Below are 25,422 nucleotides of genomic sequence, written 5' to 3'. Positions count from 1 at the left end.
GAGGAACGACAGCTCCGCCTCGACCTCACCGGGCGGCGTGCGGCCGTACCCCGGCCTGCCGGTGTACTTCGTGCAGGACTTCCGTGCGGTTGGGGGCGTCTCGCGCCAAGGCGGCGGCGAAGGCGAACGGCTCGGCCGGACGCAGTCGGTTCTTGGCGGTGCGCACCGGGCGCGGGGCGCCGCTTCGCGTGTCCGCGATCATCGGCGGCACCGTGTTTGAACCCGCGTCCAGGACACCGGTTCTCATGCCGCCCCGGGCGCCCGTACCCAAGGGTCACGTACCGGCGGGACGAGTCACCGGCGCCCGGTGGGTTCCCCTGGCCGGTTCGGATCACCGGACGGCGGCATTTCCCCGCTCGGTCCCCGCGGACAGTCGAGGCGTGTGGAAACCGTTCGCTTTTGGGACGAAGCCGCTGCGCGGCCGGGTGGGGATACGCCGCGCGCGATCTGTGCGTACGTCCGGCGCTCCGTGTGAGCTCACCGGCCCGTAGCAGGCGGCACGGGGGCCGGTCGGGGCGAAGGGGAAGCCATCGGGGTGCGCTCTGCCCACAGACGGGAGTCGTGAGGGCGCCGCTGTGCGCAGGGGGTGGATTCGACCGGCGACAGCGGGAAGCGGGGCACGCGGTGGCGCAGCGTCAAGCGCGGCGATCGGCAATTCCTCGGTGCGCCGCGATGCGCCGATGGTGGAACCGCGTCCGCGCGGGCCGCTCCCCGCACGGCGGGGTCAGCCGGGCCAGGTGCCGGTGAGGCGCCGGGTGGCGTCGGCGCCGGCCCGGTCCACGACGGCCTTGACCACGGCGAAGACCGCTCCTTGTAGGGCAGCGGCGAGGAGGATCTCATGCCAGCCGCGCTCCTCATCGGTGGCGTGAGGCGCCTCATCGTCGTGCCCGAGTGTCTTCCACACCTGCTTGAAGGCGAGGCCGGCCAGTGCGCCGGAGGCGATTCCCAGCGCCATCCCGACCGGTTTGTAGGCGATCTTCACCGCGTTCACCGTGGCCTCCTGCGGGAACGGCGGACCAGGAAGAGAGCGCCCAGCACGGTGGTGGAGCACAGCAGCACGGCGCGGTGGGATCGAACGGTGCGGATGGCTTGTCCGGTCTGACCGCGGACCGTGGCCATGGATTCCCCGGTGAAGAATCGCCGGGCGTGCTCCGTTCGCACGCGCACCTGGTGCACCGGCCCTGACGCCTTGTCGTGGGTCAGTCGGCCGAGCCGCGCGGACTCCTCGCCGACGCGGGAGGCGAGCTGGACGGCCTTGGCCCCGGCCTGATCCTTCACAGCGACGGCCTTCTTCCGGGTGCGGGCCTTGACATCGGCCTTGGCGGCCAGGGCCGCGACGGTCCGGCCCAGTTCTCGGCGGGTCTGCTCGACTTGTCCGCGCAGGTCGTCAGGTGTGACGGCAGCCCGGTCGGCAGGGGAGTGAGTCATGGGTTCGCCTTCTTCTTGATTTCCGCGATATCGGCCTTGACGTTGTCGACGGTCTGCTGGGTCACTGACGGCCCCGCCCTTCTGATGTGGCTCCTCCCCGCAGCTGCCAGCACCCCGGCGGCCACCGCGAGGGCACCGGCGACGATCAGCGCCGACATCCACACCGGCAGCCCTTCGGCGATCGCGGCGATCGCGGTGGCCACCAGGGCCTGCGAGGTCAGTGCGCCGAGCAGGGCGGCGCCGCCGAACAGACCGCTTCCCCTGCCGAAGCGTTTGCCCTTTTGAGCCATCTCGGCCTGCGCCAGACGCATCTCCTGGCGCACCAGGTCGGAGAGTTGCCGTGTGGCGCGCTGCACCAACTCGCTCGTCGGGGCTTCGGCCTCCTCACGGTGGCTGTGGGGATCGGTGGTGGTCATGGACGGTCACCTCGTTTTCGGCTACGGGTCGTGGTGGGGCGAGCGGCTCATTCGAGGCGGCGACGGTCTTCATCGTTCCACGCGCGCGTGTCGCGCGGCTCGACGTACGGTTCTTGCTCCGGCGGATGTCCCCCTGCCGCGGCCCGCTGGCGGGCTGTCTCCGCGTCGAACTCCAGGCCGAGCAGGATGGCGATGTTGGAGATCCACAGCCAGACCAGGAAGACGATCACACCGGCGAAGGTGCCGTAGGTCTTGTTGTACGAGGCGAAGTTGGCCACGTAGAACGCGAACCCGGCGGAGGCGATCATCCAGATCACGAGGGCGAGGGCGCTGCCTGGAGTGATCCATCGAAAGCCGCGGATCTTTGCGTTGGGGCCGGCCCAGTACAGGATCGCGATCATGAGGGTGACCAGGACGACCAGGACGGGCCATTTGGTGATTTCCCACACCGTCAGGGCCGTGTCGTCGATGCCCAGCAGTTCCCCGCCTCGGCGGGCCAGGCCCCCGGTGAAGACCACGATCAGTGCGCTGATCACCGCCAGTACCATCAGGACGATCGTCAGGGCCAGGCGCAAGGGCATGACCTTCCATACGGGTCGGCCCTCGGGCACGTCGTACACGGCGTTGGAGGATCGGATGAACGCCGCGACGTAGCCGGAGGCGGACCAGACAGCCAGGATCATGCCCGCGACGGCCATGACCGACCCGATCCCGGTATTTCCCTGCAACTGTCGCACCGCGTCGCCGACGACATCGCGGACGGCCCCGGGAGTCAACTGCTCGACGTTGTCCAGTATCTTCTCGGTGGCCGACCGCCCGGCCACGCCCAGCAGCGAGACCAGTACGAGCAGCGCGGGGAAGAGCGAGAGGACGCCGTAGTAGGTCAGTGCCGCCGCCCGGTCGGTGAGTTCGTCGTCCTGGAACTCCTTGAAAGTCCCTCGCAGTACCGCCCACCAGGCCCCCTTCGGTAACTGGGTGGGGGAGTCGGGTGCCTTGCGCTCCACTTCCGGGCCCGGACCGAAATCCTCCGGCCCGTCCCGGTGGTTCGGCGTCTCGGCCCTCTGCTCGTGCGAGCGGCTCCGGCCGTGCTGCCGCCGGGGTTTCATCGGCTTCGCCATACGGGGCGAGTAACCGCGAGTCCTGTGATCACGCCATCAATAGCCGGGTGGCGAGAAGTGAGGGCGACGAGGCTGGTCATTCCGCCCTCGGGGTCGTGCGGCGGAAGGACGCAGGTTTCCGCGGTACCTGGGCCAGATCCGACGCGCCACCGTCTGAAGTGCCGTGCTGCGCGGTGGTCCCGCGCCGTTGGCTGGTTGAGCGCAGTTTCGTCGGCCGGGCCGCTGCCGAGGGCTCTCCAACAGACCACGGGTATCTTGCCGCAAGCCGGGAAGAGGCGGTCGACCTCACCACCACCGTGCTCCTGCCCCACCGGGCAGGACGCTTCCTTCCAGGTGTCCTGTGTGGGGGGGCGGGGAGCGTCAGGCCGGGGATTCGTCTGGCGCCGGACGCTCGGGGTGCTCGTTGTCCGAGGACGGCGTGTTCCGGCCGGTGCCCGCCTCGTCGGTGTCGGGGACGTCGGGATCCGGGCATTCGTCCCGTGCGTGCCGAGGGACGTTCGTGTTGGATTCCCACGGAGTGCCGGTGGTCTGCGCCTGCTGGTCAGGCAGGTCCCTCGGTACGGGTTGCGGTGCGGGTGCTCCGTTGCTTCCGGGGCCCTCCGGGCGCTGGCCGCTCACGGGTCCCCCTTCCTCGGTCGAGTCCTGGTCCATCGGAATGCCGCGACCGCCGACACGGGCGTCCGGACATCGGCGGGCGTGACGGAACGAGTGCCCGACCCGAATTCCGTAAACCCCCGGGACTGCCGCCGTCCGTCGCGGGCTAGTTGTCGGCGTACGTGGTCACTTGCCCCGACCGGTGACGTAGTCGCGTACGCGGTCGACCAGACCGGTGCCGGGCGCCAGGAGCTTGTTGAGCGGTGGGGTGCGCGGAGCGCTGGGATGCGGATGGGTCGGGGCGGTCTTCTTCGCCGAGCGGATCTTGTCGCCCAGTTCCATGAGCCGGTCGTCGGACCAATCCTGCCGCAGTTTGACGAAGAGGTTCTCCTCTTCGTCCCGGACGTGTGCGGTGACCTCCGTTTTGAGCCGGGCCACGAGCTGGTCGAAATCCTCGGCGTCGGCAGCACGTTGCTCCAACTGCTTCAGGAGCTTCTCCACACGTGAGTGGTCGGCGAGCTCCCGGTCCGCGAGTGGACCACCTCCGGGCAGGTGCTCGCGTACGGCGGGATAGAGATACTCTTCCTCGGCCACGGAGTGCCTTACCAACTCGATCGTCAACCGGTCGGTCAGCCGCTTGCGTTCGCCGCTGCCCGGCGGGGCCTTCTCGATCTCCGCGAACAGATCCTCGACCTCACGGTGATCGGCCGTAAGCTCGGCGATCACATCTCCACCGTGCCCCATGGCACACCTCGCTCTCTTCACCACTCGTTTCCTGGCTACGTGCCTCCTGGCCGACCGGTCGATCCGACCGTCGGCCGACGCCCGGGTTCCCCGTGATCCTCGGCCCTAACGCGTGGCTCTCAAGGGGCCGGCCGTCACCGTTTTCCCCCGGCGCCGGGCCGGTCGTCGCGGTGCCGGTTCCCGGGCAGCATTTCCTGCACCTTCGCCTTGATGCCCTGTCGGATCATGCCGGTGCGGTCGCTGTCGCCCTTGAGGATCGAGGCGGCGGCCGCCTCGATCTGGTCGAGCGTGGCGTGGGGCGGGATCGGGGGGACGGCGGGGTCGGTGCGGAAGTCGATGACGAAGGGCCGGTCGGCGGCCAGCGCCCGGCGCCACGCACCGTCGACGTCGCCGGGCTTCTCGACGCGTACGCCGCCGAGCCCGAGGGAACGGGCGAAGTCCGCGTACGCGACGTCGGGGATGGACTGCGAGGGCAGGAACTGGGGCGCGCCGGACATGGCACGCATCTCCCAGGTGACCTGGTTGAGGTCCTGGTTGTTGAGGACGGCGACGACCAGCCGCGGGTCGGACCACTCGTACCAGTATTTCGCGACGGTGATCAGCTCGGCCATGCCGTTCATCTGCATGGCCCCGTCCCCGACCAGGGCGATGGCGGGCCGGTCCGGGTGCGCGAACTTCGCCCCGATGACGTAGGGCACTCCGGGCCCCATCGTTGCCAGGGTGCCGGAGAGCGTGCCGCGCATCGTTCCGCGCATCCGGAGGTGGCGGGCGTACCAGTTGGCGGCCGAGCCGGAGTCGGCCGCGATGAGCGAGTCGTCGGGCAGGAGCGCGTCGAGGGTGTGGACGACGTACTCGGGGTTGACCGGGTCGGCGTCGACGGCGGCCCGGCGCTGCATGACCTCCCACCAGCGGGCCGTGTCCTTCTCGATCTTCTTGCGCCACTTGCCGTGCTGTTTGCGCTCCAGCTGCGGCAACAGGCGGCGCAGGGTCTCGCGGGCATCGCCGACGAGATTGACCTCGAAGGGGTAGCGCAGGCCCACCATGTGGGGATCGATGTCGATCTGTACTGCGCGGGCCTGGTCGAGGCTGGGCATGAACTGGGTGTACGGGAAGTTGGAGCCGATCACGAGCAGTGTGTCGCACTCCCGCATCAATTCGTAGCTGGGCCGAGTCCCGAGCAGCCCGATCGCTCCGGTGACGTACGGCAGGTCGTCGGGCAGCGCGTCCTTGCCCAGGAGCGCCTTCGCCACTCCGGCCCCCAGGAGATCGGCGAGTGCCTCGACCTCGGTGCGGGCTCCCCGGGCGCCCTGGCCGATGAGCACGGCGACCTTCTGCCCGGCGTTGAGCAGCTCGGCGGCCCGGGTGACCTCGTCGGCCTCAGGCACGGCTGTGTAAGCGGGCATGCCCAGGCTGGACGGCACCATCTTGAACGCGTGCGTCGGCGGCGTGTGGTCCAGCTCCTGAACGTCTGCCGGGATTATGACCGCGGTGACCGAGCGCCGCGCGTGGGCGGTGCGCATCGCGCGGTCGATGACGTTGGGCAACTGTTCGGGTACGGTCACGGTTTCGCAGAAGTCCGAGGCGACGTCCTTGTACAGGCTGGCGAGGTCGACTTCCTGCTGGTAGGAACCACCCATAGCACTGCGGTTGGTCTGCCCGACGATCGCGACGACGGGTACGTGGTCGAGCTTCGCGTCGTACAGGCCGTTGAGCAGGTGGATGGCGCCCGGCCCGGATGTCGCCGCGCACACTCCGATCCGGCCCGAGAACTTTGCGTAGCCGACCGCCTCGAAGGCGGACATCTCCTCGTGCCGTGCCTGGACGAACTCCGGCTTGTTGTCGGCCCGTCCCCAGGCGGCGAGGAGCCCGTTGATCCCGTCTCCCGGGTAGGCGAAGACGTGCTCGACCTGCCACTCGCGCAGCCGGTGCAGAACGTAGTCGGAGACCTTCATCGACACGGGAGTGACCTCTCTGTGTGTGTGCTGTGGGCAGGTGGGGCGATGGATCGCTGTGCCCGCGGTTCTCCCGCTGCTCGTCGGGCAGCGAGCAGGCCCGCGGCGCTCAGGGCGCCCCCCTCACCCGAGCGGGGCACGACCAGCCCGACGGGTGTCTGCCGGTGGTCGCACCCCTCCGTGGAGCGGGCCCTGGCTCCCCGCGTCGAACCGCACCTCACCCTCGGCCTCGTCGCGCAGGGCCGACTCCGGACGAGCCGTGTCCAGGGAGGTGGTAGAGGAGTGACGGGCAGCATTACCGGCCATGCCCTCGTCCGCCTTTCTCGTCGACACGTCGCACGTGGGGCCGGCCAACCCCGTGCGGTGCCGCGAGTACCCCTCCTCAAGCCCCTCACACCGGTCCCGGCACTCAGCCAGGACCCGGCGGGCCCGTGCTCCCGCCCCCTAGCCTCGCCCCGGATTTCTCCAGACAAGGGCCGGGGTCCTGCGTCTGGCCGGTGATCGGCGCACTGACGCAGGTGGTGCCCCTCCCGTTGGAACAGTCGCAGTTCGAGGTGGCCGAAGCCCCGTGCATCACCGCCGCGGCCGGACCCCATGCCCGGACGGCGCCGCGCCAACGGCGCGGCCTCGTTTGGTCCGCCCCTCCGAGGGGACCCGGAGCCCATGAGAATGTCTGTACGTCGCAGTGCGCGGCAGAACCGGGTCCTGCCGTTGTTGGAACGACTGGAACGGGAGTCGCGCGCGGACGGGGCGATCGACGCGCTCCGGGCGGGAGTGCGCTCCTTGCCGCTGGGGCGCGGTCGTCGTCTGTTCCACGGCAGGTGGTTGGCCGCAGCCATCCTGGGCCCGCGCCCCGGCCGCTGCCGCGAGGCGGACCTGCTGGTCGGCGTCGGCATCACCGCAGTCGTTCCCGAGCCGACGGCGGGCGGCGTCGACTCGGCGGAGCCGCGCCGTTCGCAGCGGCGGGCCGGATTGGTCCACGCCGTGTCCAACACGGCCGCCGTCGCCCTGCCACCACTCTCCGTATGCCGTACCCCTGTTCGCCCTCACGGCAGCCCGGGGCCGCGGCGACGTGCCCGCCGGTCCACGGCGCCGTCCGGGCCCAGCGGGCACCGGAGGGGCCCGGACACAGCAGCCCCAGGGAGGCAGCAGTGACCGTCCACACTCCTCACCGCCCCCGCATCGTGGTCGTCGGTGCAGGATTCGCCGGATACCAGGCCACCCGTGTCCTACGGCGGAGACTGCGCGGCCGGGCACGCATCACCTTGCTCAATCCCACCGACTACTTCCTCTATCTGCCCCTGCTGCCCCAGGTCGCCGCCGGACTCCTGGAACCCCGCAGGGTCACCGTCTCGCTGACAGGAACCCTCCCAGGGGTGCGGTTCGTCCTCGGAGAAGCGGGTCGCATCGACCTGGAATCCAGGACCGTGCACTACACGGGCCCGGAGGGACTCGGCGGGGAACTTCCCTACGACCGGCTCGTCCTGGCCGTCGGCAGCGTCAACAAGCTGCTCCCGGTGCCGGGAGTGACCGAGCACGCGCACGGCTTCCGGGGCATGCCCGAGGCGCTCTACTTCCGCGATCACGTCATCCGGCAGATGGAACTGGCCGCCCAGGGGACGGACGACCCCGCGCTGCGGGCCGCGCGGCGCACCTTCGTGGTCGTCGGCGCGGGCTACACGGGCACCGAGGTCGCCGCCCACGGCGTCATGCTCACCGGAGCCCTCGACCGGCGCGTTCCCGCCCGCTGGATCCTCCTCGACATCGCTGACCGGGTGCTGCCCGAGCTGGATCGCAGGCTGTCGGTCACCGCTGACCGGGTTCTGCGCAGGCGCGGTGTCGACATCCGTACCGGCACTTCGGTGAAGGAGGCGACCGGAGACGGAGTCCTTCTCGACGACGGCGAGTCCGTCCCGACCCGCACGTTGATCTGGTGCGTGGGAGTGCGCCCCGACCCGCTCGTCTCCGAGCTGGGCCTCGCGGTGGAGCGGGGGCGGCTGCTGGTCGGGCCCGACCTGAGGGTGCCGGGGCATCCTGAGGTGTACGCCTGTGGTGACGCCGAGGCCGTGCCCGACCTCACCCGGCCCGGTGCACTGACCCCCATGACCGCGCAGCACGCGGCACGGCAGGGCAAGCTGGCGGGCCGCAATCTCGCGGCGTCACTCGGATACGGAACCGCACGTCCGTACAAGCACCACGACCTCGGGTTCGCCGTCGACCTCGGCGGAGTGCAGGCGGCCGCGAATCCGGTCGGTGTCCCGCTCTCCGGGGCGACCGCCGGGGCTGTGACCCGCGGTTACCACCTCGCCGCGATGCCCGGCAACCGCGTGCGGGTCGGAGCCGACTGGCTCCTGGACGCGGTACTGCCCCGCCAGGGTGTCCAGCTCGGACTCGTACGCTCCTGGTCGGTGCCCATCGACAGCTCCGCGCCCGAACAGGCCCGTGTACCGGGGAGCCCGGCATCCGACACGGAGAGCTGATCGCGCGGGTCCGGCCACAGACCCGGCCGCCAGTTCGGGAACGACGGGACGGCGGCACGGACCGGTCGCGCGTTTGAGCCGTCACGGCCTGGGGCACCCGGGGTGCCCTGCACGGTTCGTCCGGTGCACACGGCGCCGGCGCCGCGCGTTGGTGCGAGAACCCCGGCGAGGAGGCGTGACGCATGAGCCAGACGGAGAAGACCAGCCGACCACAGGTGCAGGCTTTGCTTGACCGGTGCACGCCGCAGGACGCGTACACGGTGATGGCGGTGCTGCGCGACCGCTTCGGTGGCGATCGCGCGATCGGCGGCGATCCCGGTGTGCCGCGGAGCCGGTCGCAGGTATGGACGGTGGTCCTCGTCGCCGAGGAACAGGTCGTGGGGCACAGGGAAGAACGCGAGGAGTCGGCCACAGGCCGGAACGGGAGCGGCGGCACGGCGCACATGACGCACTTGCACGGCACCGTCGACGCGGCTCTGCAAGGCCCGCCGGTGGCTGTGCGGCGCGTCCTCACCGAGTTGCGCGGTGCCTTCGGCGTTCGTGCGGTCGGGCAGGTGGCAGGGGACCAGGAGATCGAGGTGCAGGTCCGGTTGGAGAGCGGCACCCTGTAGCGGGGAGGGGCAGCCGTCGGACAGCGCACCGGGAGGGAAGAGGGTCCACCAGGAATCGGCGCCGCCACTTGGGGACTGTGTCAGCAGCCACACGCGAGTTTCGGGCGACCTCCACGACCAGCGGTGGACAGGTGCCGTTCAGGAACGGGGACTCCTTCTCGGCATCCGGTCCACTGGCCGTCGCCGATCCGGATCGCTCCCGGCCCGAGGTGGCCGACGCTGTACCGAGGACGGGGAGCTGCGGTCTCCGGCTGTGGTCGCGGCCGGGGTGAAGGCTGGTGGCTACGGCTGGTCTGGGACGCCGAGCGGCACGGTGAACCGCGGCCGCCAGCCTTCCTCCGTCAGTACCGCCAACAGGATCGCCGTCGCACGGGTGCGCAGCGGCAGCAAACGGCCGATCGCTGTGCGGACGTGGGCGGCTGTTGTCGGGTTGTCCGCCCCCATGGAGACAGTGACGTGAGCGGTGGACCGAGCCCCGAAGCGGCCGCCGTACGGGCGCACCCCGGGCCACTGGGCGCGGAACGCGTCGACGATCGGCTGGAGCTCCGGAACGGTGACGGCGACGAATCCGGACTCCGTCACGATCTCCTCCAAGAGCAGCTCAGCTGCTGGGAAACGCGCAGCCAGGGAACGTACGTCCTTCTCGTCCTGATCCGTCAGCGCCGATTCCGGCACGAACGGGTAGAGGAGCGAAACATGCGCGGGCACTCCACGGCGCACCAGAGCCGGGTCGATGCGCCACGCCGCGTCGAGGAGCGGTCCGGCCTCGGGCAGGACGATGACGACGGCGGTGGTCCCTGGCGCTGGCACGCCGTCATCATCGCAGGCAGGTCCGTCCCTGCGCGCGTTGCCCCGGGAGGTGGGCGAGAGGAACGGGGGAGACCGTTCGCAGGTGCGATCTCAGGTGGTGTCGGGCGACGTCACCAAGGTGTACAGCACGGACCGCTGCTGCTTGTGGCGCTGGATGCGGCCCTTGGACACCAGGAACTCCAGGGCGTTGCGGACCACTTGCGGGGTCGGATTGCGGCTCGGGTGCTTCTCCAGGAGTTCATCCCGCAGTTCCTTCGCCGCGCGGGGCTCGTCATGCTCGCCGAGCAGATTCATCAGCAGGTCCCCGAGCAGCGGCTCTCCCGATGTGCCGCGCGCGGTCCTCCGCGTGCGGCTCTTCGCTCCGGTCGCAGGGGTGGACGTGCCGCTCGGCGTCGCGGGCCGCTCGGCCGCCGCGATGGTGCCGTCGCGGTTCGCAGGTGTGACGGCGGGGTCATCCTGCGTCTGCACCGGCAGACGCGATGGGTCCGCGAAGCCTTCGTACCGCTCGGCGAGGACGAGTATGTCCGTCAGCAGTGCCTCTTCCTGCCGCAACACCTCGACCTTCTTCGTCAGCTCCGCCTGAAGCCTGCGGTTCTCCTCCAGTTCCGACGCGACCTGCTCGACGTACCGCGATCGGAGTTCGGCGGCTGAATGGCTGCTCACAACCGGTCACTCCCTCGATATGGATGGTGCTGCGCATGGTACACACACCGAGGGTGTTGTGCAGACGGGTGTTGATACATGTGAGCGGCAACGACATCGTTCGCCGTAGGCGTCGTGCCTACGCTACGGGGTGTGTCACGGGCGCGGTCTTCTTCCGCGCGCGGTAGGCCGCGGCCCCGATCCTGTCGTCGCACTTCTCGTCACCCGGTGTGATCGTCTCCACGGGCCCGGACTCCAGGAACCAGGCGTTGAGCCGCTCCGGTGTCACGGACATCTCGCACCGGGCCCCGCGGTTGGGGCGACCGGACCGGTACGGCTGGTGGGCACGGTGAAGGACAGGTCGCGGAATACGGAGGCGACCTCCGCTGCTCCTCGATCCCATTGGGCCGGTCCCCAAGGAGCTCTGGGACGTCCGCAGAGTAGCAGGTGTCGAGCATCTTCATGTGTGTGTGAACATCGACATGTGTCGAGCGATGACCGAAACCCTGTATGTGTGTCATGGGTGCGTTGACGGTCCGGAGAGACACATGCCAGCATCGTCACCTGTTGAAGAGGTTCGCCTCTTCCTCCCTCCCCCGTCCACCCAAGGAAAGAGAGACAGAGCCTTGTCCATACGTACGCCGGGGCGCGGATCCCGGCACAGACCGACTGCCCGGCGGGTGGGTACCGTGGCGCTGGGCCTGTGCCTGGCGCTGCTCGCCTCGCTCGTAGCGCTGGTCGCGCCCGCCGCTCCCGCGCAGGCGATCGAGCGGCTGGCCAAGACGGCCATCACGTTCAACATGCAGGGCGGCACGTCCTGGTACGACGTCAGGGCGAATCTGCTCGCCAACTCCGACGTGGTGGCGCTGCAGGAGGCCACGACGGCTCCGTACGAGAAGTTCACGGCCGAGGCCGAGGAGATCGGCGACAACCTCGACGACACCGCGAAGACGGTGAAGGGCTATCCCAGCCTCAAGTACCGTCTCTACGCGAAGAAGTGGGGCGGCCAGGGGTCACGGCAGCCGGACGGCGTCCTGCTCTATCTGAAGATCCTCGACCAGAACGCCTGGGGGCCGGACCCCACCAAGCCCGCTCCCGGTGGCACTCCGGGCACCGACCCGGACGATGAGGAGGAGCAGGAGGAGGGGACGCCGGGGACGCCGGTCAAGGACCGCAACACCCAGAAGTCCATGGCGATCTACCTGCGCGACGTGCCCAAGGACATCGGGGACCTCAAGGCCCGCGTGAAGATCTTCCCCGCCGAGTCCCCGAACAACAAGTGGATCAGGACCCGCCCCGCGTTCGGCGTCGAGGTCGGCGGCACCTGGTACTTCAACATCCACGCCGCGTCGATCCGGTCCGGCGAGAAGCCCAACCCGCACGCCGTCGCCCTGGTCAACACGATCAGCCGACAGATGGCCGGCAAGTCGTGGCGTGCCATGGGCGACTTCAACAGCCTCGCGGACGTCACCCGCGCCACGTTCCCGAACACGTTCTACGCGACGACGAACAGCAAGCCGGACGGCCCGCCGATCTACACGCAGAAGTCCGAGTACGCGCTCGACTACATGATCTCCAGCGACCAGCTCCAGGACCTCCACGTGGCGCGGAGCGACCAGCGTGGCCATTCCGACCACTGGCCGGTGAGGTTCGCCACGAACGGCGGCGCGGACTGCAGGACCGCGTGGAAGTTCGCGAATCCGACCATCTACAACCCCACGGACGCGTCCCGCGTCGCGCGTGCCGCGGGGGACGCCTGCGGTCTGCCGACCGCGGTGGTCTCCATGGGGGACAGCTACATCTCCGGTGAGGGAGGGCGCTGGGCGGGCAACGCCGCGGCCTCGGCGAACGGTTCCGCGTGGGGCACCGACCGTGCCGCGGTGAACTGCAACGGCGAGGAGAGCGTCTGCGACCACGACACGTCCAAGGTCTACGGCGACACCTCGTACGACAAGGGCGGCAGCGCGTGCGACCGCTCGGACTCCGCCGAGATCAGGGGACTGGCCTACCAGGACGTGCCGGGGGAGAGGCGGTTCAACATCGCCTGTTCCGGCGCGACGACGGACAACGTCACGACGACCGGGTTCAAGGGGCAGCGGCCCCAGGTCGATGACCTGCGCGACATCGCGCAGAACAACGACGTACGGCTGGTGGTGCTGTCGGTCGGCGGCAACGACCTGAAGTTCGCCGACATCCTCCAGGACTGCGTCAAGGCGTACTTCTACCCGTCCCTGTTCAACAAGGGCTGCCGCGGCGCCAAGGAGAAGGAGTTCGCCGACGGGCTGGCCCCGGCCAGGGCCAAGGTCGTCCAGACGGTCGCGGCGATCCGCACGACGCTGCACGACGCGGGCCAGCCGGACGGCTCGTACCAGATCGTGCTCCAGTCCTACCCCAACCCCCTGCCGCTCGGCCGTGACTACCGCGACCCGGAGAACGCCCCGATTCCTCCGGCCAACTACAGCCGCTATCTCCAGGGCGGCTGCCCCTTCCTGGACGCGGACAGCGACTGGGCGCACAGCTCGGTGGTTCCCCGGATCAGCGCCATGCTGCGCGGCGCGGCGAACGAGGCCGGGGTGTCCTTCCTGGACCTCCAGGACGCGTTCGCCGGGCACGAGCTGTGCAGCAGGACGACGCAGCAGGCCGGTTCGGGCCACAAGCTGTCCTCCCCGCTGCCGGCCGAGCGCGCCGAGTGGGTGCGCTGGGTGCCGTACGTGGTCGAGGGGCTCAAGGACCTGCCCTGGCAGGCCCAGGGCAACCAGCAGGAGGCGATCCACCCCAACCACTACGGCCAGCTGGCCCTGTCCGCCTGTCTGACGAAGATCGCGGCGCAGCTGAGTGACGTCCCGGTGTTCTCGTCCTGCGTGGGCAAACCGTCCGCGCGGCCCGGGGACGTCGACGGGACGGTCGACAACAGCACGTCGCTGAGCCGCAGCAACCGCCGCGATCCCGTCGCGGGCCTGCCCGACTGGAGCCGCGTCGGCTACCGCGCCGGTGAGGTGCTGCCGGGCGCCGCTTCCCGCAACCCCGACCCCGCCTGCCACCTCACGCCGTCCGCCCTTGAGCAGCAGTTCAAGGTGAAGGCCGACGACGGACAGGACGACACGGCAGGCCTCCAGGGCGCCATCGACAGGATCCGAAACTCCTGCACTCCGTCGGCGAATCCGGGCAGGCTGTCGGTCATCGAACTGCCCAAGGGCGTGCTCAACGTCAGCAAGCAGCTCTCCGTCGACGCCTCCTACCTGCTCGTCCGGGGACAGGGGTCGGATCCGGCGAACGGCTCGCGGATCGTCTTCCGCCCCGACGAGAACACCCGCTACGACGCCCTGACCGAGAACGGAGACCGCTGGAACCAGAACGGCATGACCCACAAGTGTGCGTTCACGACGGGCAACAACGTCGGTACGGGCGGGTGGATCTGGCCGGGGCGCGGGCTCTTCCGGGTGCAGACCAGGGAGGCGGCCGAGAAGTACAAGTCGATCTGCGGCTTCCCCGACAAGATTCCGGAGAACCGCCGCGACCTCTTCGAGGGTTCGGTCAACCAGCACTGGGAGTCGGGGGTCGCCGTGGCGGGATCCGCGGCCGACGCCAACTACGCGGCGCGCCAGGGCGAGCGGACCATCCAGCTGAACGCCAAGGCGAAGATGGACCTCTTCAAGCCGGGCGGCGATCTGTGGGTGGGCGCCGCCAACAGCCTGAAGTTCTACCAGGAACAGCAGGTCGCGGGCGCCTCGGCGGACGACGGCAGGCTGGAGAACCTGCACATGCGCCAGCAGGTGTTCACCATCACCGCGGTGGACGCGGGCAAGCACACCGTCACCATCGACAAGCCATTGGAGTACGACGTGCCCGTCGACTCCACGTCCGACGGCTCCCCGCCGCTGGGGGTGGGCGGCAAGCCCTACGCCAGCAAGGTCACCGCGCTGAAGATGATCACCGACGTGGGCTTCGAGGACTTCTCCTTCACCCAGGACATGACCGGCCTGCCCAAGCTCAGGGGCGGTACGTACCAGCTCGACCCGGCCAAGGCGGTGCACAACTACGGAAACATGGCGCCCGAGTACGCCATGCACGGCATCGTCTTCAAGTGGGCGTCCGACTCTTGGGTGCGCGGCGTCCGGGCCGACATGGTGGGCTCCCACCCGGTCGTCACCGAGGTGGCCAGGAACATCCAGCTGGAGCGGAACGTCTTCGACGGTTCCTGGAACAAGGGCAAGGGCGGCAACGGCTATCTGCGGGGATCCCGGGTCTGGGACTCCCTGTACGCCTTCAACACCAGCCGCAACCTGAGGCACTTCACCTTCCAGTGGTCGGCTTCGGGCAACGTCGCCGTCGGCAACGACTTCGACTCCGACCTGAATCTGCACGGCGGCTGGGAGCGCCGCAACCTCTTCGAGAACAACACGGTTCACGTGCCCTACAACCACTCGTCGGGCGAGTGCGAGGCCAACTGCGGCGGTGAGGGGGGCGCGGGGGACAAGGGCACCTGGTGGCCGGTCTACTGGGCCGCGGGCAGCAAGGGCGTCGGCTGGTCGGGATCCAGCGGTCCGCAGAACGTGTTCTTCCACAACACGCTGACCAAGCAGCTGACCCAGAACGGTCCGTACGAGCCCTACTGGCCCTACGCGGACCGCTCCAAGGTGTTCCAGTTCGGCTCGGCGGGCGGGGACGCGAGCACGTTCCAGCACCTGAGGACGGGCGCGGGCCCCATTCAGGACTGGGCGGAGAACGAGAGCAACAACTACACAGGGGGCAACGGGGTCAACGCCTCCCGTACCGACCTGAGCAATTCGCTCTTCCTGCGCGACTACCGCTCCTGAGGCCAGGCCAACCGGCCAGCACCCCCTGTGCGCCCGCTTCCGATGAGCTTCGGCTCGCCGGAAGCGGGCGTTTCGCATGCGGTCCCGCAGGCACAGAAAATCACCGATCCAACAGGTAACTCTGTCTGGATCGGTTCTCGGTGAACCTGCGGCCGCGCGACACCTCCATGAGCTGCTGCGCTCGGGCACACACGCTCATACGTATATTGGTGACAGTCACCCTTGTATGTGTTTCAGGAACATGGTTGCCTTGAGGTGTGAAGGGTCGCCGCTCCCTCCGCGCGGCTTCGGCCTTCCCCCTGCCTTCTTCCCTCCTTCTTCTACGAGTGGAGAGATCCCATGATCAACCGACGTCATCTCCTGCGTACGAGCGGCGCGGCCGCGGCCGGTGCGCTGAGCGCCGCCACCCTGTCGGCCGCTCCTGCGGCGGCGGCGCCCGCCCGGAGCGCCGCCACCCGTACCGGGGACCCCGATCCCACCGGGGGCGTCACCCGCACTCTGCTCCAGAAGACCCCGTCGCCCGCCGAGGGGTGGGACGCCGTGCAGACCCTCGTGGAGATACCGCGGCACAAGGAGTCGGGGCGGCACAGCCACCCCGGTATCGAGGTCGGCTACATCGTTCGCGGCGACGTGCTGATGGAGTTCGACGACCGGCCGCCGCTGCGGCTGCGCACCGGAGACCCCTTCCTCATCCCGGACGGTGTCATCCACAACGCCCGCAACATCGGCAAGGTGACGACGATGATGCTCTCCACCTATGTCGTCGACGAGACGAAGCCGCTGGTCACCACCTACGAGCACGAGGCGGGCACGGCGGCGTAGGTGTGGTCGAGCCACTCCGCCAGGGGCGGTACCGGCAGTTCGAACAGGGCTGCCATGTCGTCGGAGGCCAACTGGAGCCACGCGGTGGCCCGGCTCGCCACGGGCGACGGCCAGACCTGGACGTCGCCCGTGCCGCTTCTCTCGTACAGGCCCCGCCGCAGCAGATCCCGCCCGATCCGCCACCTGACGCACGGGCCGCCCGCGATGCCGAACTCCGCCCACACGGCCGACGGGGTGTCCGGGTCGAAACCGAACTCGGCTCTGATCGGCTGGCGGGCGGAGACGTCCAGCAGGCGCTCGATGTCCAAGGTCAGCCGGGGACGGGCGGGTCGTGCCGACCGGCCGGTCCGCGCAGCCGGTTGATAGCCGCTCATGACGCGTGGGTCCTTCCCTGGGGCGGAGGATGGCTCGACCCACTGTCGCGCCTCGCGGGAGCGCGCGCATACGTCAGTTGACCGTCGTCTTCACCCCGCCGTGACGCACATCCGGCACACGGGAAGCGTCTGCTTCGAGGCGTTCTGCCCGATGTGCGTACCGCGCTCGGCGTCGGGCCGAGCGCGTCGGGCCGGCAACATTAAGTCATTCGACTGTCGTCCACGACCGGCTCCTGAACCATCCTGGAACAGTCACCGCCGCGCCGGTGCCGGATGGTCGTCATGCTCGGAGGAGCCAGCCGTGAAACGTACTCCCGTCGTGTTCATCCATGGCGCGTGGCTGCACGCGCTGTCCTGGGAGCCATGGGTGGAACGCTTCGCGAGCCGGGGGTTCCTCGCCTGCGCACCCGGCTGGCCGGGTGCGCCCGAGACCGCTGGGGAGCTGCGCGGATCGCCTGGAGTGCTCCGCGGGATCGGTCTGGACGTGCTCACCGACCACTACGCCGGCATCGTCCGCTCCTTCGACATCGCGCCGGTGATCATCGGGCACTCGGTCGGCGGGCTCATCGCCCAGCACCTCATCGCGGCCGACATCGGACGCGCCGCCGTGGCCATCGCGCCCTCCCCGGTCAACGATGTGCCGCAGCTCGAACTTCCTTTTCACGTGGGACAGTTGACTGAAGACGCCGAACAGGTGGTGTCCCTGTCGCCGGAGCGTTTCCATCAAGTCGTCGCGAACACCGTCGCGGTGGAAGAGGCGCGTCTCCTCCACGAGCGCTATGCGGTCCCCGCGCCGCTGTGCCTGCTCAGCGACCTGGGGTACGGGGGAGGGCACCGTAGCCCTCGGGCGGCCGCGGACGTCGTCAACGCACGGCGCGGCCCGCTGCTGCTGGTGTCGGGGCAGGAGGACCGGCTCGTCCCGGACGCAGCCACCCGTGCGGTGTACAAGCAGTACGGCGACACCACGGCGGTGACCGACCTCAAGCAGTTCGCGGACCGGGCCCACTCGCTCGTCATCGACGGCGGCTGGCGCCTGGTCGCCGACCACGTGCTGCGCTGGCTGTCCGAACGGGGCGTGCGCGCCCGTCCACCGGAGAGCTGAGCGCGTCACCCGCGGTCAGCCCTCCCGGCCCTCCGGCATCTTTCCCAGCGCGTCGCGGAGCGCGGCCCGCGAGGTGATGCCGAGCTTGGGGAAGACCCGGTAGAGGTGGGAGCTGACGGTGCGCGGCGACAGGTGCATGCGTGCGCCGATCTCCTTGTTGGTCAGGCCTCCCGCGGCGAGGTCGGCGATCCTGCGTTCCTGCCACGTCAGGGTCGCGAGGTCCGCTACGGAGGTGGGCGTGGCGGCACCCGCCGCCCGCAGCTCGGACGTGGCCCGCTCGGCCCAGGCCGGGGCGCCGAGCCGCTGGAAGGCCTCGGCGGCGAGGGTGAGGGCGGGGCGTGCGGCCCTGCGCCCCTGGGCGTGCCGCAGCCGGACGCCGTGGGCGAGGCGGATCCGGGCGAGTTCGAAGGGGAACGCCGCACCTGCGGGGTGGCTCTCGGCACGCTGGTACAGGGCATCGGCCTCGGCGGGGTCGGTGGCCGTCATGGCGAGTGCCCCGTACGTGATGAGGGCGAGACGCGGGGAGACGGCAGGCAGCCCGGCCTCGTCCGCGGCGACGGCGTGGCGGCGTGCCTGCTCGGTGCGGCCGGTGTGCAGGGCGGCCTCGACGAGATCGAGAAGCGTGCGCGAAGCCTGGTGGGACGAGGGTGTGAAGGTGCCGGGAAGCGTGATGCCGATGGCATGGAGGTACGCGGCTTCGTAGTCGCCGTCGGTGAGCGCGGCCATGGTGCCGATGGCGTCGGCGATCTGGGTGAGGAAGCCGACGCCGCGCGGGCGGGCCCAGGTGTCCACGGCGGCCTGGAGCTCCCGGGCGTGCTCGGTCCTGCCGCGCATCGCCGCGAGGAGACCGATGTACGCCTGGGTGTGGTGGACGAAGAGCGCGTTGTCGTGCGACGTCGTCAGCTCCAGGACCTGGTGGCCGGTCCGCTCCGCCGCGTCCCACTCACCGGCCGACATCTGGTCGAGCATGACCAGGTGGAGCATGGTCATGGCCGAAGCCGCGGCCCCGGTCTCCGTTTCGCGCCGCGCGGTGCGCTGGAGGTGCGGACGGTACGGGCCGAGGCCGTCCACGTGGTAGGCGGCGACACACAGCCGGGTGGTGTCCCACGGTTCGAGTCCGCGCAGATCGGCACAGGCGCGTTCCACCCGCTCGTACACGCCCGCGCCGCGCCGTACCACGTCGCTCCAGGCGTCCTGGTAGATGCGGGAGTTGGGGGCCACCAGGCCGTCCATGGAGCCGAGGAGCTCATGGGTGCGCCGCCACGAAGTCTCGTCGCTCGCGTACTGGCTGATGGCCAGCAGGACGTTGATCAGCCGGGTGAGGTCCTCGCTGGGCTCCCGTGCGCCGCCGTCGCGTATGTGCTCGATCGCGGCCAGGACCTGGCGCTGCGAGGAGCGGACGTCCCCGTCCTCGTACAGCGCGGCGTACGCCGATGCCATCACCGACGCGGGTGACTCGCCGGTCCCCGGTGCGGTGTCGTGGCGTACCAGCTGTCTGGCCCGGTCCAGCAGACTGGCCTGGCCCGCGACGAAGGCCGCGCTGCCGAGCCTGCGGGACCGTTCCGCGTGACTCTCGCTCAGCTCGGCGGCCCGGGTGAGCCAGGACACGGCGGCCAGCGAACCACCGCGCAGGGTCGCGGATTCGGCGGCCGACTCCAGCGCGGCGGCGACCTGCTCGTCGGGGTCGACGGTGGAGGCCGCCAGGTGCATGGCGCGCCGTTCCACGTCTTCGCGGTGCACCTGGGCGAGGACCGCGTGGGCGGCGCGACGCTGGTTGGGGGTCGCCATCTGGACGACCGTCGAGCGCACCAGGGGGTGGCGGAAGACGAAGTCGTCGCTGAGCGGATCCAGGTCGAGCAGTCCGCAGGCCGCCGCGTCGTCGGCGTCCCGCAGGCGGTAGCGCCTTCCGCGGGTGTGTGCGGTGGCCGGGCCCGCTCCCACGCCGTCCAGGGCTCCGCGCAGGAGTTCCGCCCGTACGGCGTCGTCGAGGGCCTCGATGCGGGCGCCGTACACGTGCTGGAGGCGCAGGGGCAGGGGTGTGCCGGTGAAACCGGGCAGGTCCGCACGGCTTTGCCGCGCGTGGCCGCCGCGCAGCACGTGGGGCGGCAGCTCCAGCAGCGCCAGGGGGTTGCCCCGGGCCTCGTCCAGGACGAGGCGCCGGGTCCGGGGGTCGAGGCCGGGGGCGTGCGCGTCCAGGAGCTGTTCGGACGCCTTCTCCGACAGTGTGGTGACGGGCAGTTCGGGCAGTGCGGCCGTGTCGAAGCCGGAGGGCACGTCGGAGCGGAGGCCGACGACGAGTCGGACGGAGCTGCCCGTGAGCCGGCGTCCCACGAAGCCGCACACCTCGGTGCTCGCGGTGTCGAACCACTGGCCGTCGTCGAGCGCGAGCAGGACGGGAGCCCGCGACGCCGCGAGGGACAGCAGGTCGAGTACGGCGATGCCGAGCGTCATGACGGAGGGCGGCGGGCCCTCGTTCCTGCCGAAGACGACGTCGAAGACCCGCCGGTGGCCGTCGTCCAGCCGGTCGATGGAGGGGAACAGCGGGTACAGCAACTGGTGCAGCCCGGCGAACGGCAGCTCCGACTCGGCCTCGACGCCGGCCGCCCGTACCACCCTGTGCCCCGCGTCCGACGCGAGCCCGGTCACGTGGTCGAGCAGGGCGCTCTTGCCCACGCCCGTGTCGCCCCGCAGTACGAGGGCCCGGCCCCCGGCGGCCGTCACGAAGCCGGACAGCGCCTCCTGTTCGCGCTCCCGGCCGATCATCGCCCCGTCGATCGACTTCATCGTCCCCCACTTCCTCCTCCGCCCATCTTGACGCAGAAGAGCGGATGCCCCCAGGTGCCTTGGCACCTGGTGTGGCCGAAAACGTTCTTTCCGTGTGGTCGAGCACCTTGACCAGGTCATCGGGCACATGTGCACACACGGGTGGTCGCGGTGTCAGCTCGCTCCGAGGCCGTGGAGCAGGGTGTCGACGACGAGGTCCGCCGCCCGGCCCGCGCTCAGCCCGGGGCTGTGCCGTGACACCAGGTGCATCAGCTGGGGCAGCAGCGCGCCCGCCCAGCCTTCGGGCTCGCCGGGGCGCAGGAGGCCTTCGTCGACGGCCCGCCGCAGGAAGTCGTCCACCTCGCGCACGGAGGCGTCCCTGCGGTGGCGGATGGTGTCGTCGGCGAGCATCCGTGCCAGGTCGACGGGCCAGGCGCGGTTGACCTCGATGACGTTCTCGACGTAGCGGTGCAGGGCGACGGCGACGGGCGCCTCGCGCAGCCGGGCGTCGACGATGGCCTGTTCGACGGCGGTGAGGCGGGCGTCGTAGATGGCGGCGAGGAGTTCCTCGCGGGAGGCGAACCGGCGGTAGACGGTGCGCCGGTCGACACCCGCCTCGGTGGCGATGCTCGCGATGCTGGCGCCGGGGTCGGTGGCGAGCATCCGGGCCCCGGTGGTCAGGACGGTTTCCAGGTTGCGCGCTGCGTCGGCTCTCACCGCATGGAGTCTAGCCGGGGAACGGGGAGTTTGACGCACTCAGTGCCTCAACTCCGTGCGGATGGGCGAGGGAAACGCTGCACTCGTGTGACAGCTGGTGCTGTGACCGGGAACGGTCATCGTGTTCGGAGTTCGGGCTCATCTTGGCGGGCCCGTGTGGACCGATCAGTCGGAGACGGCTGCTTGCCAGCTCCAGGAGGCGCGGCGGGGGCGGTCGCCCAGCTCGCCGCGGCCGGTGCACCAGAGGAGGACCTGGGCCGGGTCGCCGGGCGGGGCGTCGGGAAAGAGGCGGTAGAGGACCTTCGTGGACAACGGTGCTGGTGGCAGCCAGGGCACGCCCAGCCCTTGGGTGATGTCGTAGGTGTGCAGGAGGATTTCGGCGACGCCCATCGCCGCGAAGCCCGTCCGGTCGCACGGCCCCCAGTGCCACGCCCGCAGCCCGGGATCGGCTGTGGCCAGAGCACTGCTGAGCAGCCCCGCGCAGGCGGTGACCACCTGGAGCACCTCGCGTGGGGCGGTGTCCGGGCGGACGGCGAGGTCGAAGGGGAGGTAGGCCCCGGTGGGGCGGCCCGCCACCTGCCCGGCGTAGGCCAGCAGGTCGTGCGCGATGTGGGCGGCCGTTGTCCAGCAGCTCCACTCCAACGAACCCGCCGGCACCGACCAGTCCTGCGTGTCGTGTGCGCCGAGTACCCCGGCCATCTCAGCCACGGCCTTGTCGATGTCCTGGTCGTCCAGATAGCGCATCCCGAGATGCTAAAGCAGTGGCCCGGGGACCGTGGTCAGGCTGTCGCGTCCGCGAGGGGCCGTCCGCCCCAGCGGATGCCTCTCCCGCTGCGGACGCGGGCGCGTTCCTGGTCGGTCAGTCCGCGGACCTTGACCGGTTGTGCCGCCAAATCTCCCCATGCCGGTGGGACATCACCGCGACATCCAACCGGCACCAGCCTGCCCCGCCACCACGACCGGCAACCCGGCGGACCTTCCCGGTCACAGCATTAGGAGAGGGAACGTGTGCGCGATGCCCGGCAGGCGTCTGGTGGACGGGTGGCGGGCACCTGCCGGGCACCGCACACCCGGGGGTCAGAGGCGATCGGCGTCGACGACCGCCCGTGCGAAGGCGGTCGGCGCTTCCTGCGGCAGGTTGTGCCCGATACCGGTGAGGGTGCGGTGCTCGTAGGGCCCGGTGAAGCGGTCCCGGTAGCTCGCACCGCCGTCGCCAGGGGTGAACGGGTCGAGGGCCGCGTCGAGGGTGACGGTGGGCACGTGGATCGGCGGCCGGGCCGCGAGCGGCTTCTCGTAGCGGTCGTAGCGGGGGTCACCCTCGATGAGGCCGATGCGCCAGCGGTAATTGTACAGGACGACGGCGGCGTAGTCCGGGTTGAGGAAGGCCTGGGCGGTGCGCTCGAAAGTGGCGTCGTCGAAGTGCCAGGTGGGGGAGACGAGCGTCCATACGTAGCGGCACAGGGCGATGCGTTCCTCCTCGTTCTCCATGGCCTTCTTGCCGCGCTCGGTCGCGAAGTACCACTGGTACCACCAGTTGTGCTCCACGGCTGCTGCCGCGGGCTCCAGCTGTGCCTTGACGTTGGTGATGAGGTAACCGCCGGTGGAGACGAGCGCCTTGACGCGCTCGGGCCACAGGGCGGCGATGATGCCGGCGGTGCGCGAGCCCCAGTCGAAGCCCGCCAGCACCGCCTTCTCGATTTTGAGCGCGTCCATCAGGGCGATGACGTCGAGGGCCACGGCGGACTGTTCGGCGGTACGGGGCGTACGGCGGGAGAGGAACCTGGTGCCTCCGTGGCCGCGCAGCTGGGGGACGATGACGCGGTAGCCCCGGGCGGCGAGGAGCGGGGCGACGTCGACGAAGCTGTGGATGTCGTACGGCCAGCCGTGCAGGCACAGGACGACCGGCCCGTGGGCCGGTCCGGCCTCGGCGTAACTGACGTCGAGGAGGCCGGCCTTGACGTGCCGCATCCGGGCGAATCCGGTGTGGCCGCCGGGGGCGACGGTCTGCGCGGGGTGGCTGTCCGTCAGGTGCGGGACGGCCGCGGCCGACGCCTGGGTGTGCACACCCGGCAGGGAGACCGCCGCCGCTCCGGTGCCCAGTCCCACGGCCTTGCTGAAGGTACGCCTGTTGATCACTTGAAGCCCTCCGTGATGTGTGTCCGTTCCCTCGGGGACCGGACCGGCCGCACACACTCTCGTCCACGGTGTTTCCGGAGGCATCAGTCACATGACGGGCGAAGTGGCCGAGTGCACCCGCCTCGGAGGTTGAGTCATTCGGCTGAGGTGTCTCACACCGTCCACTCGTAGTTTCTTGTCCCACTAAGAAGTGTAAGTGCTACATTTATGTGACAGTTAAATGGTCCCATCGACACGGCGCACAGCACTGGACAGGGGAAGCACATGATCACTTACGGTCGGCTCTTCATCGGCGGCTCCTGGGTCGAACCCAGTGACCCGGCCCTGCTCGACATCGCGTCGCCCCATGACCGGTCGGTGGTCGGCCGCGCCGTGCAGGCGCGGCCCGCGGACGTCGACCGGGCGGTGGCCGCGGCGCGGGCCTCCTTCGACGCGGGCACCTGGCGCCTGGTCCCGCCCGCCGAACGGATCGCCGTCCTGCGGAGGTTCAACGCGCTGCGCGAGGAGCACGCGGAGCCGATCGCACGGCTGATCTCGCTGGAAAGCGGCTCGCCCGGCTGGTTCACCCGTGCGGGACAGCGCGGCCTGAGCTGTCAGGCGAACGCCTACCTCAAGGCCGCGGAGGAGTTCGCCTGGGAGGAGACGCTCGTCCCGTCGGACCGGGCGTCGACGGCGCGCTCGGTGGTGCGGCGCGAGGCGGTCGGGGTCGTGGCCGCCGTGATCCCGTGGAACTCCCCGTTCTCCTCGGCCACTTCGAAGCTCATCCCCGCACTGCTCACCGGGAACTCCGCGGTCCTCAAGGTGTCCCCGGAGAACTCGCTGAGCACGGGTTTCCTCGCAGAGCTCCTGGAGCGGTCGGGGCTGCCCGAGGGAGTGGTCAGCGTGCTGCCCGCGGACCGGGAGACCAGCGAGTACCTGATCTCGCACGAGGACGTCGACAAGATCGCCTTCACCGGGTCGACACGGGCCGGCCGCCGGATCGCCTCGATCGCGGGCGAACGGCTCAAGCGGGTCAGCCTGGAGCTGGGCGGCAAGTCCGCCGCGCTCATCCTCCCCGACGCCGACATCGAACGGGCCGTGGCGGGCGTGAAGTTCGGCTCCCTGCTCAACAACGGCGAGTCCTGCATCGCCCAGACCAGGATCCTGGCGCCGCGCGGCCGCTACGAGGAGGTCGTGGCAGGGCTGAAGGGCCTGGTGGAGTCGTTGCGGGTCGGCGACCCCGGCGACCCGGACACCTTCATCGGCCCGATGATCCACCCCGAACACCAGGAGCGCGTGCGCGGCTACATCGAGCTCGGCATCGAGGAGGGGGCCAGGCTGGTCACCGGTGGCCCGCAGGTCCCCGCAGGCCTGGAGCGGGGCAACTACGTCACCCCCACCGTCTTCGCCGACGTCGACACCTCCATGCGCATCGCCCAGGAGGAGATCTTCGGTCCGGTCCTCGTCGTCATTCCGTACGACGACGAGGACGACGCCGTACGCATCGCCAACGACTCCGAGTACGGGCTCTCCGGCGGCGTGTGGTCGACCGACGAGGAGCACGCCCTCGCGGTCGCCCGCCGGATCCGCACGGGGACCGTCACGGTCAACGGTGCGTCCGTCGGCTTCGACGGTCCCTTCGGCGGCTTCAAGGCCAGCGGCATCGGCCGGGAGTACGGGGCCGTAGGCCTCGGCACGTACACCGAGTACCAGACCATCACGGTCTGAACCCCGTTGTGGGCGGCCGGTCGTGGGGCGCGGGCCTCTCGTCGGGCCCTGACCGCACGGTGGCTCAGCGCCGACTGCGGCAGGACCGGCTGGGAGTCCGATGTGCCTCCATCGAGTGTGCCTCCATCGAGACACATGGAGAAACATACGCTCACACGTATCTTCTGCTAGCGTGTGCGCCGCAGCCAC

At 70.1% G+C, this 25,422-nt stretch carries 22 protein-coding genes; 6 read left to right on the top strand and 16 right to left on the bottom strand.

The window, feature by feature from the left end; all coding sequences use genetic code 11:
* Positions 1–25 precede the first annotated feature (25 nt).
* The 8 genes from ACIBNE_RS38005 to ACIBNE_RS37970 form a co-directional block, all read right to left on the bottom strand.
* Positions 26–202: a hypothetical protein gene (locus ACIBNE_RS38005; RefSeq protein WP_399280053.1), complete on the bottom strand. Its 177-nt coding sequence runs from the start codon at positions 200–202 to the stop codon at positions 26–28.
* 522 nt (positions 203–724) lie between these two features.
* Entirely contained in the window at positions 725–991 is a 267-nt protein-coding gene (locus ACIBNE_RS38000) for a DUF4235 domain-containing protein (RefSeq protein WP_399280051.1), read from the bottom strand.
* A complete protein-coding gene (locus ACIBNE_RS37995) occupies positions 988–1,428 on the bottom strand; it encodes a DUF3618 domain-containing protein (protein ID WP_399280049.1) in 441 nt (146 codons plus the stop codon). The genes ACIBNE_RS38000 and ACIBNE_RS37995 overlap by 4 nt, the downstream gene beginning before the upstream one ends.
* The gene (locus ACIBNE_RS37990) at positions 1,425–1,844 is read right to left on the bottom strand and encodes a phage holin family protein (protein ID WP_399280047.1); all 420 of its coding nucleotides are present in this window, start codon (positions 1,842–1,844) and stop codon (positions 1,425–1,427) included. The genes ACIBNE_RS37995 and ACIBNE_RS37990 overlap by 4 nt, the downstream gene beginning before the upstream one ends.
* A 47-nt stretch (positions 1,845–1,891) precedes the next feature.
* Complete coding sequence (locus tag ACIBNE_RS37985; RefSeq protein WP_399280045.1) at positions 1,892–2,962, bottom strand: YihY/virulence factor BrkB family protein; 1,071 nt, start codon at positions 2,960–2,962, stop codon at positions 1,892–1,894.
* A gap of 360 nt (positions 2,963–3,322) precedes the next feature.
* Complete coding sequence (locus tag ACIBNE_RS37980; RefSeq protein ID WP_399280043.1) at positions 3,323–3,580, bottom strand: hypothetical protein; 258 nt, start codon at positions 3,578–3,580, stop codon at positions 3,323–3,325.
* A gap of 162 nt (positions 3,581–3,742) precedes the next feature.
* Complete coding sequence (locus ACIBNE_RS37975; RefSeq protein WP_399280041.1) at positions 3,743–4,300, bottom strand: hemerythrin domain-containing protein; 558 nt, start codon at positions 4,298–4,300, stop codon at positions 3,743–3,745.
* 134 nt (positions 4,301–4,434) lie between these two features.
* Positions 4,435–6,252, bottom strand: coding sequence for a thiamine pyrophosphate-requiring protein (locus ACIBNE_RS37970; protein ID WP_399280150.1), 1,818 nt, complete (start codon positions 6,250–6,252; stop codon positions 4,435–4,437).
* Between the two features lie 1,184 nt (positions 6,253–7,436).
* Between ACIBNE_RS37970 and ACIBNE_RS37965 the strand changes: the two genes are divergently transcribed.
* A complete protein-coding gene (locus ACIBNE_RS37965) occupies positions 7,437–8,732 on the top strand; it encodes an NAD(P)/FAD-dependent oxidoreductase (protein ID WP_399280148.1) in 1,296 nt (431 codons plus the stop codon).
* Between the two features lie 182 nt (positions 8,733–8,914).
* Positions 8,915–9,343, top strand: a complete 429-nt coding sequence (locus ACIBNE_RS37960) for a hypothetical protein (RefSeq protein ID WP_399280039.1) — start codon at positions 8,915–8,917, stop codon at positions 9,341–9,343.
* Positions 9,344–9,625: 282 nt separating this feature from the next.
* Here ACIBNE_RS37960 and ACIBNE_RS37955 read toward each other — a convergent pair whose 3' ends face one another.
* The 3 genes from ACIBNE_RS37955 to ACIBNE_RS37945 form a co-directional block, all read right to left on the bottom strand.
* The gene (locus ACIBNE_RS37955; protein WP_399280037.1) at positions 9,626–10,153 is read right to left on the bottom strand and encodes a 2'-5' RNA ligase family protein; all 528 of its coding nucleotides are present in this window, start codon (positions 10,151–10,153) and stop codon (positions 9,626–9,628) included.
* A gap of 90 nt (positions 10,154–10,243) precedes the next feature.
* Positions 10,244–10,816 carry a hypothetical protein gene (locus ACIBNE_RS37950; protein WP_399280035.1) on the bottom strand — a complete coding sequence of 191 codons (573 nt, stop codon included), beginning with the start codon at positions 10,814–10,816 and terminating at the stop codon, positions 10,244–10,246.
* Positions 10,817–10,934: 118 nt separating this feature from the next.
* The gene (locus tag ACIBNE_RS37945; protein ID WP_399280033.1) at positions 10,935–11,090 is read right to left on the bottom strand and encodes a hypothetical protein; all 156 of its coding nucleotides are present in this window, start codon (positions 11,088–11,090) and stop codon (positions 10,935–10,937) included.
* 394 nt (positions 11,091–11,484) lie between these two features.
* On the opposite strand from ACIBNE_RS37945, the gene ACIBNE_RS37940 reads away from it, so the two are divergent.
* Complete coding sequence (locus tag ACIBNE_RS37940) at positions 11,485–15,612, top strand: GDSL-type esterase/lipase family protein (RefSeq protein WP_399280031.1); 4,128 nt, start codon at positions 11,485–11,487, stop codon at positions 15,610–15,612.
* A 339-nt stretch (positions 15,613–15,951) separates the two neighbouring features.
* Positions 15,952–16,434, top strand: a complete 483-nt coding sequence (locus ACIBNE_RS37935) for a cupin domain-containing protein (protein WP_399280029.1) — start codon at positions 15,952–15,954, stop codon at positions 16,432–16,434.
* Here ACIBNE_RS37935 and ACIBNE_RS37930 read toward each other — a convergent pair.
* Positions 16,404–16,808 (bottom strand): SsgA family sporulation/cell division regulator, encoded by a 405-nt coding sequence (locus tag ACIBNE_RS37930; RefSeq protein ID WP_399280027.1) that lies wholly within the window; start codon positions 16,806–16,808, stop codon positions 16,404–16,406. The genes ACIBNE_RS37935 and ACIBNE_RS37930 overlap by 31 nt on opposite strands.
* A gap of 301 nt (positions 16,809–17,109) precedes the next feature.
* Between ACIBNE_RS37930 and ACIBNE_RS37925 the strand changes: the two genes are divergently transcribed.
* Positions 17,110–17,910: an alpha/beta hydrolase gene (locus tag ACIBNE_RS37925; protein WP_399280025.1), complete on the top strand. Its 801-nt coding sequence runs from the start codon at positions 17,110–17,112 to the stop codon at positions 17,908–17,910.
* Positions 17,911–17,925: 15 nt separating this feature from the next.
* On the opposite strand, the gene ACIBNE_RS37920 is transcribed toward ACIBNE_RS37925, so the two are convergent.
* The 4 genes from ACIBNE_RS37920 to ACIBNE_RS37905 all read right to left on the bottom strand — a co-directional run bounded on the left by ACIBNE_RS37920 (position 17,926) and on the right by ACIBNE_RS37905 (position 23,526).
* Positions 17,926–20,694 (bottom strand): AAA family ATPase, encoded by a 2,769-nt coding sequence (locus ACIBNE_RS37920; protein ID WP_399280023.1) that lies wholly within the window; start codon positions 20,692–20,694, stop codon positions 17,926–17,928.
* Between the two features lie 153 nt (positions 20,695–20,847).
* Entirely contained in the window at positions 20,848–21,336 is a 489-nt protein-coding gene (locus ACIBNE_RS37915) for a TetR/AcrR family transcriptional regulator (RefSeq protein WP_399280146.1), read from the bottom strand.
* 219 nt (positions 21,337–21,555) lie between these two features.
* Positions 21,556–22,134: a maleylpyruvate isomerase N-terminal domain-containing protein gene (locus ACIBNE_RS37910; protein WP_399280021.1), complete on the bottom strand. Its 579-nt coding sequence runs from the start codon at positions 22,132–22,134 to the stop codon at positions 21,556–21,558.
* A 333-nt stretch (positions 22,135–22,467) separates the two neighbouring features.
* A complete protein-coding gene (locus ACIBNE_RS37905) occupies positions 22,468–23,526 on the bottom strand; it encodes an alpha/beta fold hydrolase (RefSeq protein ID WP_399280019.1) in 1,059 nt (352 codons plus the stop codon).
* A gap of 264 nt (positions 23,527–23,790) precedes the next feature.
* On the opposite strand from ACIBNE_RS37905, the gene ACIBNE_RS37900 reads away from it, so the two are divergent.
* On the top strand, positions 23,791–25,233 hold the full coding sequence (locus tag ACIBNE_RS37900) for an aldehyde dehydrogenase (protein WP_399280017.1): 1,443 nt from the start codon (positions 23,791–23,793) through the stop codon (positions 25,231–25,233).
* Positions 25,234–25,422: the final 189 nt, after the last annotated feature.

Source organism: Streptomyces sp. NPDC050504 (genome assembly GCF_044458065.1).
Classification (GTDB): domain Bacteria; phylum Actinomycetota; class Actinomycetes; order Streptomycetales; family Streptomycetaceae; genus Streptomyces.
This window is presented reverse-complemented; position numbering and strand designations above follow the sequence as displayed.